Consider the following 12,981-nt stretch of genomic DNA (forward strand, 5'->3'; position numbering starts at 1 on the left):
TGGTTACTCCTTTTGTGGGGGCATGGTGGCAACTACCCGATTCACGCCATTGTGGTACTCGCGGACGTACCAGCTCTGCACCGGGTTGTGCGTCGCGTCGAGCCGGAACGCCCCGCGCGGCCCGTCCAGCTCGCCCACTGCCGACAGCCCTCCGTCCTGGGCCAGCCCTCTGTCGATGAGCCGCATGGCGTCCCAGCTCTGGAGCGCGACCGCGGACGGGTTCCGGCCGGTCTTCGCCCGCCATCTGGCGACGAATGCGGTGTTGTCCGGGTTGTCCAGCGCGGGCGAGTACATGCCGACGCTGGTGACGCCCTCGGCGTCCTGGCCGACGGCCCGCAGCACGTCCTCGTCGGTGAGGTTCTGGCAGGCCAGCAGCCTGACCTTGGAGGCGGCGTGCTGCCGGTATCCCCTCAGGAACTCGACCGCCTCGCCGCCGGCGTAGAAGGCGTACAGGAGCTCCGCCTCCGGCGGGATCTGCGCGAAGTACGGCTCCAGGTCCGTGATCCGGCCATAGGGCGTCAGGATGCGTTTGAGCGGCTGGGCGCCGTACCCCTCGGTGAAGCCCCTGAGCGTCTCGATGCCCGCCGAGTAGTCGGAGGCCATGAGCACCACGCCCTCCTTGCCGTACCGCTCGGCGGCGTAGCGTCCGGCGGCGTAGCCGTGGTCGTGGTCGGTGTACGAGACGCGGTAGACGTTCGGGCCGCCCAGCGCGTCGGCGCCGGCGTTGGCGATCACCACGGGCGTGCTGCCGGCCGCCTTGACCACCGACTCGGCGACGGGCGAGGCGATCAGCCCGGTGATCACGTCCACGCCCTCGTCGTCGATGAGCCGTCTGGCCTGCGTCTCACCCTCCTCAGGGTTGCCCGCGTCGTCGGCCACGACCAGCTCGGCGGGCCTGCCGCCCAGGCGGCCGTCGTGGTCGTCCAGGTAGAGCCGCATGGCGGTCTCCATATCGTCGCCGAGCACGGCGTACACGCCGGTCTGCGAGATGATCGCGCCGACCTTGACCAGCGGATCACCCTCGGCCGACAGCGGCACCGAGCCGCCGCAACCGGCGGCCATCAGCACCACTAGCCCCAGCACTGATGCGCGCATGGCTCAGCCCAGGAACGCCTCGGCGTTGGCGGCGAGCAGCTTGGCCCGGGCCGTGCCGGACAGGAAGCCGGCGCGCCGGATCAGGTCGCCCGGTGGCGACTCGCCGAGCGGGTAGGGAAAGTCGCTGCCGAGCATCACGTGGTCCTCCCCGAGAGTGTCGACGAGCAGCCGCAGCGCGCGCTCGTCGAAGACGGCAGAGTCGACGCTGAACCTGCCGAGGTAGTGGGACGGCGGCCGTTCCGAGACGCCGACCAGGTCGCGCCTGCGGTGCCAGGCGTTCTCGAACCGGCCGAGCCAGAACGCGAACGAGCCGCCGCCATGCGCGAAGCAGATGCGCAGCGTGTCCGGCACCCGGTCGAACACGCCGCCGAGGATCATCGCCAGGATGGACAGATGCGTCTCCGCGGGCATCCCGACCAGCCACTGCGCCATCCACCGCTCGATGCGTGAGCCCGCGGGCAGGTCCCACGGGTGCACGAAGACGGGAACGTTCCTTTCGGCGCAGTGCTGGAGAAACCGGACGACGCCCGCGTCGTCGAGGTCGTGGTCGCCGACGTGGTTGCCGATCTCCACGCCCCGATGGCCGGAGTCCAGGCAGCGGTCCAGCTCCGCGCAGGCCAGGTCGGGGTCCTGCAGCGGCACCTGGCAGAACGGGATCAGCCGCGGGTCCGCGCAGATCTCCAGGGCGAGGTCGTTGAAGATCTTCGCGATCCGCACGCCCTCCACGGCCGGCCGGTCGTAGCCGAAGAAGACGGGCGTGGGCGAGACCACCTGGCGGTCCACGCCGTCCTGGTCCATCCGCGCGAGCCGCACCCTCGGATCCCAGCAGTCATCCTGAATTTTCCGGAAATCTCGGTCGTTGACGAGGATCGTCGCTTCGCGCTCCGACTCGATCCTCAGCCTGGGCGCCCCGGGCCAGCCCAGCTCGGGCCAACCCCTGGGCACGAAATGCGTGTGGACGTCGGTGGCCATCTAGCCCTTGCCAGGGTGGAGCGCACCGCATTCACCGCAGGTGCGGGCCTTCTGGTCGGCATAGAACGCCTCGAAGACCGGCGGCAGGTCCTTGACGATGTCGCGCACCTGTAGCTCGACCTCGTGCACCCGGTTGCCGCATTCCATGCAGTACCACTGGAACTTCTCCAGCTCGCCCTCCGGCCGGATCTTCTCCACCACGAGCCCCACGGACCCGGCCTCCGGCCGCTGTGGCGAGTGCGGCACGCGGGGCGGCAGCAGCCACATCTGTCCCTCGCGGATGTGCACGGTCTCAGGGCCGTGCTCGGTCACGACGTTGACGTGCATGTTGCCGCGGACCTGGTAGAACAGCTCCTCGTACGGGTCGACGTGGAAGTCGGTCCTGGAGTTGGGGCCGCCGACCACCATCACGATGAAGTCGCTCGCCCCCTCGAAGACCACCTTGTTGCCGACCGGCGGCTTGAGCAGGTGGGCGTGCTCGTCGATCCATTTGGCGAAGTCGATGGGCGGTATCATGATCGCTCCTGCGGGTGGTAGGCGACGGCTTGCATCTCGATGAGCAGGTGTGGATGGGGCAGCTGGTGCACCGCGACAGTGGTCCTCGTCGGCCCCTCGTCGTCGAAGAACTCGGCGTAGACCTCGTTGTAGCCTCTGAAGTCGTTCATGTTGACCAGGTACGCGGTGATCTGCACGAGGTCGGCGAGTGAGCCTCCGGCCGCCTTGAGGATGTCGCCGATGTTCTCGATGACCGCCCTGGTCTGAGCGCGGATGTCCAGGTTCGTCGTTCCATACTTGTCCACCACCACGCCCACGAAGGTGTCGTCAGGGCGCCGGCAACTCGTGCCGGAGACGTACAGGAAGTCGCCTGCCCGCTTGACGTGGGGGAACCTGCCTCGGGGGACGGCCTTGCCGGGCACCCTGAGCCCCTTGGTCCTTCCGCTCACTTGGAGAACACCGCCCGCACGGAGCCCAGTCCCTCGATGCGAGCCTCGAACACGTCCTCGGGGCCGACGGGCACCACCGGGCCGAGCGCGCCGGTCAGCACCACGTCACCGGCCCGCAGCGCGTACTCCGTACGGCCCAGCCGGGAGGCGAGCCAGACGGCGGCGTTGAGCGGGTTGCCCAGGCACAGCTCGCCGGAGCCGGTCGAGACCTTCTGGCCGTTCCGCGTCATCGTCATCGCCGCCGCGCGCAGGTCGAGCCCCACCAGCGAGACGGGCATGCCGCCCAGCACGAACGCGCCGGCCGAGGCGTTGTCCGCGATCGTGTCGGCCAGCGTGATGTCCCAGTCGACGATCCTCGAGTCGGCGATCTCGATCGCCGGCAGCGCGAACTCCACCGCCCTGATCACGTCGGCCACCGTGAACGGCCCGCCGGCCAGATCCCTGCCGAGCACCAGCGCGACCTCGGCCTCGGCCCGCGGCTGCAGGAACCCGTCCACCGGCACCGGGAGCCCGTCGGAGTACGACCTGTCCGCGAAGAGCATGCCGAAGTCCGGCTGGTCGATGCCGAACTGCTGCTGCAGCAGCACGTTGGTCACGCCGATCTTCCTACCGACCAGCCGCCGTCCCGCCTCGAGCGCCCGTCGCGTGTTGATCTCCTGTACGGCGTACGCGTCGGCCGCCGTACTGACCAGGTCCCTGATCGGCGCACATGGTTCGCCGGAACGCGCGGCCTCGGCCAGTCGGTCGGCGGCCTGGGTCCGCGTGTCCACGGCCTGGGACCATTCGTCATACATCGGGTTGCTCCAGTTTGATGGTGATCGTGGTGGGTTCGGAGTAGAAGTCGAGTGACTGGACGCCGCCCTCCCTGCCGATGCCCGACAGCTTCACGCCGCCGAACGGGGTGCGCAGGTCGCGCAGGTACCAGGTGTTCACCCAGACGAGCCCGGCCTCCAGCCGCTGCGCCACCCGGTGCGCCCGGTCGAGGCTGGTCGTCCAGAGCGTGGCGGCCAGGCCGTACTCGCTGCCGTTGGCCAGGTCGATCGCCTCGGCCTCGCTGTCGAAGGGCGCGACGTGGCACACGGGACCGAAGATCTCCTCCCGATTGAACCTGGACCACTCTGACAAGCCTGTCACTACCGTCGGTTCCACGAAATATCCAGAATCGCGGGGGTCGCCGAACGAGGGCACGCCGCCCCCCGTGAGCACCTTGGCTCCCTCCGAGCGGGCCAAGGAGTAGTACGAGAGCACCTTCTCGCGGTGCTCCTGCGAGATCATCGGCTGTGGCTCGACCTCCTGGGCACGGTTCGCGAGCCGGGCGCAGAACTCCTCGAAGATCGGCCGCTCCACGTAGAGCCGCTCGGTGCACAGGCACACCTGTCCGCCGTTGGTGAAGACCGATTTCACGGTCCCCTCGACGGCCCGGTCGAGATCGCAGTCCTCGAAGATCAGCCCGGCGTTCTTCCCGCCCAGCTCGAACGAGATCGGCTTGACCCGGTCGGCCGCCGTCCGCATGATCGCGCTGCCCGTCTCGGTGGACCCGGTGAACGTCACGGCGTCCACCCACGGGTGCTCGACCAGGAGCTGGCCGGCGGAGCCGTACCCGAAGATGATGTTGACCACGCCCGGGGGCAGCCCGGCGTCGGCGCAGATCTCGGCGAACACCGCCGCCGAGCCGGGCGTGTGCTCCGACGGCTTGACCACCACCGTGTTGCCCGCCACGAGCGCGGGCGCGAGCTTCCAGGTCATCAGCAGGAACGGCAGGTTCCACGGGACGATCACCGCGACCACGCCGAGCGGTCTGCGCACCGTGTAGCTGAGCACGCCGGACAGGTGGAAGGCGTCGTCCGGGCGCTGGGCGGCGATCTCGGCGAAGGCGCGGAAGTTCGCGATGCCGCGCGGGATGTCGAGCGTGCGGGTCTGGTCGAGGGGTTTGCCCGTGTCGGCGATCTCCGCCGTCACCAGGTCGTCGAAGCGGGACTCGATGCCCGCAGCCAGGCGCCGCATCCACCCGGCCCGCTCGCCGACGGGCAGCGCCGCCCAGTCGCGCGCCGCCTCTCTGGCCGCGCGCACGGCCCGGTCGACGACCTCGGGATCGGCCTCGTGCACCTGCCTGGTCACCGCGCCCGTCACGGGGTCGTGGACCGGGAACGTCTTGCCCGCGCCCACCGGCTCGCCACCGATGAAATGGGTCAGCACGACACTCTCCTCTTCTCCCCTGTACAGATCGCTGAGCGATCGGCGGACAACGGGTGGTGCCTCGGGACTCTCTGATCGCATCGTCTCGCCGTAACGCCGTCCGCGCTATGAGCGATGCTGTTGCACATGCAAACCAGAACCGATCAAGTGGCTGCCCCTGACGGCACCTTCGACGTTCACCTGTGGCTCCCCGACGCCACGACCGGCCCCGGAATCCTGCTGGTCCAGGAGATCTACGGAGTCGGCCCCTACATCGAGAAGGTCGCGCTGGACCTGGCCTCGCGCGGCTACGTGGTGGCCGCGCCGGACCTTTTCTGGCGCATCCATCCCCATTGGCAGGGCGAGCACACCCCCGAGGGCACGGCCGCCGCGATCGAAGTGGCGGGCGGGTTCGACTTCGCGCGGGGCGTGGCCGACTGCGCGCTGACCGTCGCCCACCTACGGTCCTTGCCGGAGGTGAGCGGCGGGGTCGGCGCGCTGGGGTTCTGCCTGGGCGGCTCGATCGACTACACGCTCGCCGCGCAGGTGGAACTGGCCGCCGTCCTGTCCTTCTACGGCTCCGCCGTGCCCGACTCGACCGGCCTCATGGACCGCATCACGGCGCCGCTCCTGCTGGTCTTCGGCGGCAGCGACCCGTACATCAAGCGCGAGCGGGTGGCCGCCGTCGAGCAGGCCGCGGAGGGCAGACCGAACGTGGTCATGCACATCGAGGAGGAGGCCGGGCACGCCTTCCACAACAGCGAGGCCCCGATGTTCCACCACCCGGAGGCAGCCGGGCGCACATGGGAGGTGGCGCTCGCCTTCCTCTCCCAGCACCTGCCCGTGACCCTGTCCAGATAGACATCTTCCGGTACCCCTTGATCATCGTCATCATGGTCGGATGGCGCGGACGTGGGAATTGTGGGGAACCGTCATTATTGCTGGTACGTTTGCGCTCCCCGTCGCCTTGCTAGCAATCTTGCTCCTCTCCCGCCACCGCGCCCGCTCCGGCCATCCGGCGCCTCTGCGCACGTCCATCGCCGACATCGGCATAGCGGTCGGCACGGCTCCGTGGATCTGGATGATCCTCACGCCGTCGAGCGGTCGGACAGGAGTCGGCCTGGTCCCGTTCGAAGACCTCATGGACCTGGTCGGCGCACCGTGGGAGGCGGTGTTCGTGCAGATCGGGGGCAATCTGCTGGTGTTCGCCGCGCTGGGCGCGCTGCTGCCGGTACGCAGCCGCGCGATGTCCTCGACGGCGCGCGTTGCGGCGGTCGCGGCCACGTTTTCGGTCATCGTCGAAGTCCTCCAGTACGCCCTGCGACTGGGCCGTTTCTCCTCCGTGGACGATGTCATCCTGAACACGGCAGGCGCTGTGATCTTCGCTTTGGTTACTCGGCGCTGGTGGGCCGTTCGAATACCGGCTGAGACCGTTCCACGGTAACGGTCCGCTAAAACCCCGCCGAATTCACCACTCAGGCACGATCCGCTCAAAAGAAGCCCACGACCAAGCTTTCTATCTGTGCGATCGTGGACAAGACGGGGCAAGTTCTCTGGAGACGCCACAACCTGGTTGGTGACAGAGGGTGATCAATAGTGTCTGAATCCCCGGTACCCCACGAGCCCCCTATCTATCGCCGCATCGCCGACGGTCTCCGCGCCCGGATCCTGTCCGGCGAACTGCGCGACGGGGACCGACTACCGGGCGAGAACGCGCTGATGGCCGAATACGCAATCGCACGCGCCACCGCCAGGCAGGCGCTTGCCGTACTGATCAATGAAGGGCTGGCGGTGCCCAAACGAGGTTCGGGGGTTTACGTGCGGCTGTTCAAACCGATACGCAGGCACGGCTCGCGTCGCCTGTCACGAGAGCAGTGGGGTCAGGGCCGGGCCATCTGGGACGCGGACACGCGGGGCCGGCCTTTCACCGTGGACCGGGTGGAGGTGGCGCTGGAGCGGGCCGGCGAGGAGGTGGCGGGCGTCCTGGAGAGCGGCGAGGTATGGGTACGTCGGCGCCGCTACTCGGTCGACGCCAGGCCCGTGCAGCTGGCCACCTCCTACTTCCCCGCGCACCTGGTCGAAGGCAGCGCGATCACCCTCGCGGACACCGGACCCGGCGGCGTCTACGCCAGGCTGGGCGACCTGGGCGTCCCTCCTGCCCACTTCACCGAGGAGGTACGCGCCCGCATGCCGGGACCGCGCGAGATCACGCTGCTCGACCTGCCCGGCGGGACACCGGTGATCGTGATCGCCAGGACCGCGTACACGTCGGGCGGGCTGCCCGTCGAGCTCAACGAGATGGTGCTCGACTCGGCGGCATACGTACTCCAGTACGACTTCGACGCCTAGTTCAAGAGCATCTGTCAAGCGATAGGTTGACCTGTCCATCACGATCATTGAATTCTCTAGAGAACTGCTCCATCTTGAAGGAGATGGAACCTCGCCTGGGGGCCGGGAAAGGCGGACAGAGATGTCCTTTGATCGACATCTTGCCGAGATCGCCCGGGAGCACCCCCAGTGGACCATCTGGCGGAGCGACGCCGGCCGCTGGTGGGCCACGAGGCACCATCCGCTCAGCGCGGCGCAGCGCGCTGAGGGATGTGCGATGACCATCGACGCGGACGACCCGGACGCTCTGCGCGACCAGCTCCGGGACCAGGAGAGGCGGGCCGGGCAGCACCCCTGGCAAGCAGGGCCCGCACCTCCTTGACGCTGGCCGTGGAGCGTTCCGCGGCCGGCGTCCACAAGCAGCCCGGTGCCGGGTCCAGCGTCTCGGCGGCCTCGGCACCGGGCCTCCAAATCCGGGAGGGGCCACGATCGCGGAAGCCTCCGACCCTATCGGGGGCGGAGGCTTCCGCCCCGCCCCTCCGCCCGCGCAGCACGCACCACGCACTGCGGCAGGGCACCACGCGCCACCGACGTGCGCCACCCGCGGCGCCCGGACGGGCTCCGGCGGCGCGACTTTCACAACGCGCCCCACGCGCGTCCGGCCGAGCACGGCGGGGGCCATTCACGAGGCGGGCGGCACCCCGGTGCGCGGCGGCCTCCCGCACGTGCGTCGCCCCAAAGGAAGGGGCCGTCGGCGCGGGCGGGCGGGTGGTGGCCGGGACAGGGTTACTTGTGGACTTCGGTCAGCCGGACGACGTGCACGTCGGTGTCTTCGGAGACGTCGCTCTCGACCTTGAGCTTGACCGTCTCGTCCGGGTCCACGCCCGAGTCCACGATGACCCGCACGTCGTCCTGGGGCGAGGCCGGAGCCGTGGCGGACTCGGGGATCAGCGACCCGGCCGTCGACTCCTTGCGCATGAGGTCGCCGAGCACCGAGCTGATCTCGGTCAGCCGACGCACGACCTCCGTGTGCGTGTTGGTCAGGTATTCGACCCGCCGCCCCGCCTGCTCGTCCAGCGCGACGGTGCGCTGGTTCGCGGAGGCCAGCATGGCCTCGGACTCGTCACGCGCTTCCGACACCAGCTTGTCGGCCTGCGCGTTGGCGGACTGCAGGAGCTGCTCGGACTCGGCCTGGGCGGCCGCGATCAGCCGCTCGGACTCGGCGCGCGACTCGCGCAGCAGGTCCTCGGACTCCGTGCGGGCGGCCGTGAGCTGCTCCTCCGCGTCCGTGCCCGCCTGGGCCAGCATCCCCTCCGCGGCCTGCGTCGCCTCGTTCACCCGCCGCTCCGCCTCGGCCTGGGCAGAGGTGAGGATCTTGTCGGCGGTCTCGCGGGACGTGGTCACGAGCCGGTCGGCCTCCGACTTGGCCGCGTCGCGCACGCTGGCGGCCTCGGCCTCGGCGTCCTCCCGCTTCGCCGCGGCCTCCTCCTCGCCGAGCCGGAGGATCTGGGCGAGCCTGGGGCTGAGGTCCTCGTAGTTCTGTGGCGTCTCGACCATGCGCCGCCTGGCCTCCGCCAGCTCGACACGGCCCTGCTCTGCCTGGTCGATGGCCCGGGCCAGCCGCTCTTCCAGGTCCCTTATCTGGTTTCGGGTACGGATCATGTAGTCGTGGACCTGACGGCGGTTGTAACCGCGCATCACGACTTCGAAGGTGTCCTCTTGCATCAGATCGGGAATGCTCTCGTGCTGGTTCATCATGGGGGCTACCTAATGGTGGTTTGCGTGAGGCGGGGGAAGACTGCGCGGGTTGTGAGGGTCTGACGACGAGACATCAGGAAACGACTTTCCTGCCATCTGCCCACGTCCGCAACCGGAACGCCACAGCCGGACCTGGAATTACGATGTCTCGGATGTACATTGCAGCATTGGATAACGGTGCAGTCCCGGACATACACCACGAGGCGTACATAGCCCCTGGCGCCGTCGTGGTCGGCAGCGTGCGCGTGGGGCGGGCGTCCAGCATCTGGTACGGCTCCGTTCTCCGAGGGGACGATGAGCGGATAGAGGTCGGCGAAGAGTGCAACGTACAGGATCTGTGCTGCCTGCACGCCGATCCGGGCGAGCCCGCGATCCTGGAGAATCGCGTCAGCCTGGGCCACAAGGCCATGGTCCACGGCGCCCATGTGGAGTCGGGCGCGCTGATCGGCATCGGCGCGATCGTGCTGGGCGGCGCCCGCATCGGCGCGGGCACGCTGGTGGCGGCCGGAGCGCTCGTCGGCCCGGGCAAGAAGATCCCGTCCGGCGTGCTGGTCGCCGGCGTGCCCGGGAAGATCGTACGCGAGCTCACCGACGATGACCGGGCTTCCTTCGCCCGCACGCCGGACAACTACATGGCCAAGGCGCTCAGGCACCGGCAGGCGTCATTGCTTTGATCAGGACCTCGTCCGACACCGATGCGGTGTTGAGCGGGTCGGCGTACTCGGGCAGCTCCGGCCGGAGGAACCGGACGAAGTCCACGGTCAGCTTCACGTCGGGCACACCCTTGATCTGCTTGGCGTTGGCCTTGGTCGCGTCCTTCTTCAGCAAGTTGTAGCTGTCCCAGTCGGTATAGGCGGTGACGCCCCATTGGAGCACGTCGGGGAGGTCGGACGGCCAGCGCCGGCCGACCTTCCACTTGCCGCCGTCCTCCCTGTAGAGGGCGACGAAGGCGCGGCCCACCCGGCCGAGCGCAAGGTCCACCCAGCCGTCCTTGACGGCCAGCTCGGCGGGTTTGGAGCTGCCGTCCTGGGTGTACTTCACCTCGACCTGGCCGCTCTCCTCGGCCGTGCCGGTGGTGACCGACACCCAGTTGGGCTTGGCGTACGAGCCGGGCCGGCGGGCCATCAGGCCGCCGAGCGAGAACTTCCGCTTGGGCTGCCCGCCCTTCTTGCCCTCGACCTTGACCCGGGCGTGCATGAGGATGTCCCCCGCCAGCTCCTGGTAGACGAAGGGGCCACGGAAGCCGTCGAACCAGGCGGAGGTCCTGGGCTCGAGGTAGAGCGAGCCCTTCACGGTCTTGTTCACGTCGAGCTTGGCGATCCTGTCGACGTCCTTCTCCGTGTCGCTCAGCTTGGCCCACATCGACATGTCCGCGGCGTCCTGGAACTCCGTCGAGGCCTCGCCCACCTCGCCGCCGGGCGCCGGAGACTGGGCCTTGTCCAGCGTGAGCACGCCCGGCCCGGTCAGGGACGGCTGCGCGGACGTGGTCGTGCCGCAAGCGGAGAGCGCGCCGACGACCGTCAGTACCCCCGCTACCTTCGCCCTCATAGCAGACATTCTGCCGTGAAATGCCGGTGGATGATCGGAACCGGCCAAGTACGATGACGCCCGTGCGAGCCTGGGATGCGTTCACCTCCGCCGAGGCGGAGGTCCGTGCCATGGTCGCGGACCCACGCTGGCAGGGGCTTTCCGTGGCCGATCGTGCCCACGTGCTGGCCGCCAGAATTCTTGTGACCCCAGATGGCGACAGGTGGCTCTTCGGCGCGCACGCGCGCTGGCACCTGCACGACCCGGCCGACGGCCGCTGGCACCTCGCGCCGCCTCCGAGGGGCGTACGGCCGCGGCAGGTCCAGCATCCGGCGGCGGTGCTGCCCGGCGAGGTGATCCCGCACGGGCCCGACTTCCACGCCGAGCCGGGCTCCACCCAGGCGTTCGTCGGCCCTGACGTGTCGGAGGACCTCACCGAGCGGCTCAGGGTGCTGCTGCGGGCCAGCGGGCGCAAGTCGGAGCTGGACTACCCGCTGACGGCCTTCGACGAGATCTTCGCCTCCGACGTGCCGAGCACGGTGGCGGCCATCTGGGGCACGATCATGTGGTGCGCGTACGCGCCCGCGTTCGACGGCAACGAGCGGCTGATCACCGTGTTCGGCGAATACCTGCGCCGCTCGCTGCCCGGCGACGAGTGGGTGCGCTGGTTGCCGGCACCGCCGCTGCTCGACCTCGTGACGCTTGTGTCCGAGCGGCACCGGGCCGGCCACCCGCGTGCCGCGCTGAGGCTCGCCGCCGTCATGGCGGACACGGCGCAGATCCTGATGTCCGACACCCGCTTCAGGCCGCGCGCGCTGGCGCTGCTCACGATGGTCGAGCCCATGCTGCGCCTGCCGGGCCTGGACGACCCTCTCAAGGACGCCGAGGCGCTGCGCGAGGCGTGGCTGGAGCGTTGCCCGCGGCGGCTGTGCCGGGCCCTGCTCGTCGAGAACGATCCGGCGGCGCACTTCTCACACACCGTCTACGACCTGGTGGAGGCGCTCGCCTTCATGCCCGATCCGCCCATGGCCGCCGCCACGTTCCTGGCCGACCTGTCCGACTCCAAGGGGGCGCTGCCGGCCCGGCTCGACCATCGGCTCAGGCGCGCGTACGAGGAGCTGGACCGCGCCGGGCTCACCGGCACCTCCGCGAGCGAGTCGACCGAGCCCGAGGGCTTCCCCGTGCCGGGCAGGGTGCTGACCAAGCCCGCGCCCGCGCTGGAGGTGGCGCCGCCCGACCGGGCGAGCACGGCGGCGGTGCTCGGTGCCGCGTACGCCACCGGCCTCGCATGGGGCAGGCTGACGGGGGCCAAGGTGCCGCAGAGCGGGCTGGCCGGGCAGACGGCACTCGTACGCAGAGTGGTCCACGAACGCGACGACAACCACACAGACCACACCTAAACCACAAATGCTGTTATTTCACCCTTACTCCGCCTATATCGTTCCATCGCGTTGATCACCGGTCATTCTCCGAATTGTGATCTCGGATTGGGGAAATGACTCCACCGGGGCCCCCGAGGATCGGAAAGGAATGACTCCGATGGGCCATGTCGCCGGAAGGGGCATCGCCGTAACCTCGTAGAGGGTGTGGGCTGCGGAAGGAAGGACGACGCGGTGGGGCACGACGACCTGGACTCTCGGGTCCACGACCGTGTCGCGTTGGACGAGATTGCGCTCTACGCCGAGGTGCTCACGGCCGTGGCTGTCAGCGAGCGGCGGCTGACCTTGGACGAACTCGACGACGCGCTCGGATTGCGGACTTCAGCGAGCCGCTGAAGGATCAATCACGATTACTAGCCCCGGGGACCTAGTTAGCAGGTTTCCGGGGTTTCCTATAACTAGTCAACCGCGCCGAACCGTGTCCTTCTGAAGGAGGACTAAGAGCGGACGAGGCGCGCGATGGCCGCCGAGGCCTCCTTGACCTTCGCGTCGGCCTCCGGCCCGCCACTGTTGATCGCGTCCGCCACGCAGTGGGAGATGTGCTCCTCCAGCAGCCCCAGCGCCACCGCCTGGAGCGCCCGCGTGGCCGCGGAGACCTGGGTGAGCACGTCGATGCAGTAGGCATCGTCATCGACCATGCGCTGCAGGCCCCTGATCTGACCCTCGATGCGCCTGAGACGCGTCAGATAAGCCTGCTTGTCTCCGCTGTACCCATGCATGCTTCTACGGTACCCGGAACGGGT

16 protein-coding genes are annotated in these 12,981 nt (G+C 69.0%); 7 read left to right on the top strand and 9 right to left on the bottom strand.

Translation table 11 applies throughout. The features are described from left to right. Positions 1-3: 3 nt before the first annotated feature. The 6 genes from ABN273_RS04945 to ABN273_RS04970 are packed head-to-tail and all read right to left on the bottom strand — an operon-like array spanning position 4 to position 5,207. Complete coding sequence (locus ABN273_RS04945; RefSeq protein WP_349447427.1) at positions 4-1,083, bottom strand: ABC transporter substrate-binding protein; 1,080 nt, start codon at positions 1,081-1,083, stop codon at positions 4-6. A gap of 15 nt (positions 1,084-1,098) precedes the next feature. After that, entirely contained in the window at positions 1,099-2,067 is a 969-nt protein-coding gene (locus tag ABN273_RS04950) for an amidohydrolase family protein (protein ID WP_349447428.1), read from the bottom strand. Then, positions 2,068-2,583, bottom strand: a complete 516-nt coding sequence (locus ABN273_RS04955) for a 3-hydroxyanthranilate 3,4-dioxygenase (protein WP_349447429.1) — start codon at positions 2,581-2,583, stop codon at positions 2,068-2,070. It lies immediately after the preceding gene. Continuing rightward, on the bottom strand, positions 2,580-3,011 hold the full coding sequence (locus tag ABN273_RS04960; RefSeq protein ID WP_349447430.1) for a RidA family protein: 432 nt from the start codon (positions 3,009-3,011) through the stop codon (positions 2,580-2,582). The genes ABN273_RS04955 and ABN273_RS04960 overlap by 4 nt, the downstream gene beginning before the upstream one ends. Beyond that, a complete protein-coding gene (locus ABN273_RS04965) occupies positions 3,008-3,805 on the bottom strand; it encodes a 2-keto-4-pentenoate hydratase (protein WP_349447431.1) in 798 nt (265 codons plus the stop codon). Before ABN273_RS04965 ends, ABN273_RS04960 begins: the two co-directional genes overlap by 4 nt. Next, the gene (locus ABN273_RS04970) at positions 3,798-5,207 is read right to left on the bottom strand and encodes an aldehyde dehydrogenase family protein (protein WP_349447432.1); all 1,410 of its coding nucleotides are present in this window, start codon (positions 5,205-5,207) and stop codon (positions 3,798-3,800) included. The genes ABN273_RS04965 and ABN273_RS04970 overlap by 8 nt, the downstream gene beginning before the upstream one ends. A 147-nt stretch (positions 5,208-5,354) precedes the next feature. Between ABN273_RS04970 and ABN273_RS04975 the strand changes: the two genes are divergently transcribed. The 4 genes from ABN273_RS04975 (at position 5,355) to ABN273_RS04990 (ending at position 7,896) form a co-directional block, all read left to right on the top strand. Continuing rightward, positions 5,355-6,047 (top strand): dienelactone hydrolase family protein, encoded by a 693-nt coding sequence (locus ABN273_RS04975; RefSeq protein WP_349447433.1) that lies wholly within the window; start codon positions 5,355-5,357, stop codon positions 6,045-6,047. Between the two features lie 40 nt (positions 6,048-6,087). After that, positions 6,088-6,630, top strand: coding sequence for a VanZ family protein (locus ABN273_RS04980; protein ID WP_349447434.1), 543 nt, complete (start codon positions 6,088-6,090; stop codon positions 6,628-6,630). A 152-nt stretch (positions 6,631-6,782) separates the two neighbouring features. Continuing rightward, on the top strand, positions 6,783-7,535 hold the full coding sequence (locus ABN273_RS04985; protein ID WP_349447435.1) for a GntR family transcriptional regulator: 753 nt from the start codon (positions 6,783-6,785) through the stop codon (positions 7,533-7,535). A gap of 121 nt (positions 7,536-7,656) precedes the next feature. Further along, positions 7,657-7,896, top strand: coding sequence for a hypothetical protein (locus tag ABN273_RS04990; RefSeq protein WP_349447436.1), 240 nt, complete (start codon positions 7,657-7,659; stop codon positions 7,894-7,896). A 404-nt stretch (positions 7,897-8,300) separates the two neighbouring features. Here ABN273_RS04990 and ABN273_RS04995 read toward each other — a convergent pair whose 3' ends face one another. Beyond that, the gene (locus tag ABN273_RS04995; protein ID WP_349447437.1) at positions 8,301-9,272 is read right to left on the bottom strand and encodes a hypothetical protein; all 972 of its coding nucleotides are present in this window, start codon (positions 9,270-9,272) and stop codon (positions 8,301-8,303) included. 152 nt (positions 9,273-9,424) lie between these two features. Here ABN273_RS04995 and ABN273_RS05000 point away from each other — a divergent pair, with 152 nt between their 5' ends. Then, positions 9,425-9,946, top strand: a complete 522-nt coding sequence (locus ABN273_RS05000; RefSeq protein WP_502910936.1) for a gamma carbonic anhydrase family protein — start codon at positions 9,425-9,427, stop codon at positions 9,944-9,946. Here the strand turns inward: ABN273_RS05000 and ABN273_RS05005 are convergent. Continuing rightward, positions 9,918-10,820 carry a DUF1349 domain-containing protein gene (locus ABN273_RS05005; RefSeq protein WP_349447439.1) on the bottom strand — a complete coding sequence of 301 codons (903 nt, stop codon included), beginning with the start codon at positions 10,818-10,820 and terminating at the stop codon, positions 9,918-9,920. The two genes, ABN273_RS05000 and ABN273_RS05005, sit on opposite strands and share 29 nt — an antisense overlap. 53 nt (positions 10,821-10,873) lie before the next feature. Here ABN273_RS05005 and ABN273_RS05010 point away from each other — a divergent pair, with 53 nt between their 5' ends. Both ABN273_RS05010 and ABN273_RS05015 read left to right on the top strand, forming a co-directional pair. Next, positions 10,874-12,199: a hypothetical protein gene (locus ABN273_RS05010; RefSeq protein WP_349447440.1), complete on the top strand. Its 1,326-nt coding sequence runs from the start codon at positions 10,874-10,876 to the stop codon at positions 12,197-12,199. Between the two features lie 213 nt (positions 12,200-12,412). Next, a complete protein-coding gene (locus ABN273_RS05015) occupies positions 12,413-12,574 on the top strand; it encodes a hypothetical protein (protein ID WP_020540796.1) in 162 nt (53 codons plus the stop codon). 101 nt (positions 12,575-12,675) lie between these two features. On the opposite strand, the gene ABN273_RS05020 is transcribed toward ABN273_RS05015, so the two are convergent. Beyond that, on the bottom strand, positions 12,676-12,957 hold the full coding sequence (locus ABN273_RS05020) for a metal-sensitive transcriptional regulator (RefSeq protein WP_138670633.1): 282 nt from the start codon (positions 12,955-12,957) through the stop codon (positions 12,676-12,678). Positions 12,958-12,981 lie beyond the last annotated feature (24 nt).

The organism is Nonomuraea sp. B19D2, assembly GCF_040137845.1.
Classification (GTDB): domain Bacteria; phylum Actinomycetota; class Actinomycetes; order Streptosporangiales; family Streptosporangiaceae; genus Nonomuraea.

Coding starts and splice junctions, on each gene's coding strand:
- ABN273_RS04950 (WP_349447428.1), bottom strand. CDS start 2,067: ATGGCCACCGACGTCCACACGCATTTCGTGCCCAGGGGTTGGCCCGAG.
- ABN273_RS04955 (WP_349447429.1), bottom strand. CDS start 2,583: ATGATACCGCCCATCGACTTCGCCAAATGGATCGACGAGCACGCCCAC.
- ABN273_RS04965 (WP_349447431.1), bottom strand. CDS start 3,805: ATGTATGACGAATGGTCCCAGGCCGTGGACACGCGGACCCAGGCCGCC.
- ABN273_RS04980 (WP_349447434.1), top strand. CDS start 6,088: ATGGCGCGGACGTGGGAATTGTGGGGAACCGTCATTATTGCTGGTACG.
- ABN273_RS04990 (WP_349447436.1), top strand. CDS start 7,657: ATGTCCTTTGATCGACATCTTGCCGAGATCGCCCGGGAGCACCCCCAG.
- ABN273_RS04995 (WP_349447437.1), bottom strand. CDS start 9,272: ATGATGAACCAGCACGAGAGCATTCCCGATCTGATGCAAGAGGACACC.
- ABN273_RS05000 (WP_502910936.1), top strand. CDS start 9,425: ATGTACATTGCAGCATTGGATAACGGTGCAGTCCCGGACATACACCAC.
- ABN273_RS05005 (WP_349447439.1), bottom strand. CDS start 10,820: ATGAGGGCGAAGGTAGCGGGGGTACTGACGGTCGTCGGCGCGCTCTCC.
- ABN273_RS05010 (WP_349447440.1), top strand. CDS start 10,874: ATGACGCCCGTGCGAGCCTGGGATGCGTTCACCTCCGCCGAGGCGGAG.
- ABN273_RS05020 (WP_138670633.1), bottom strand. CDS start 12,957: ATGCATGGGTACAGCGGAGACAAGCAGGCTTATCTGACGCGTCTCAGG.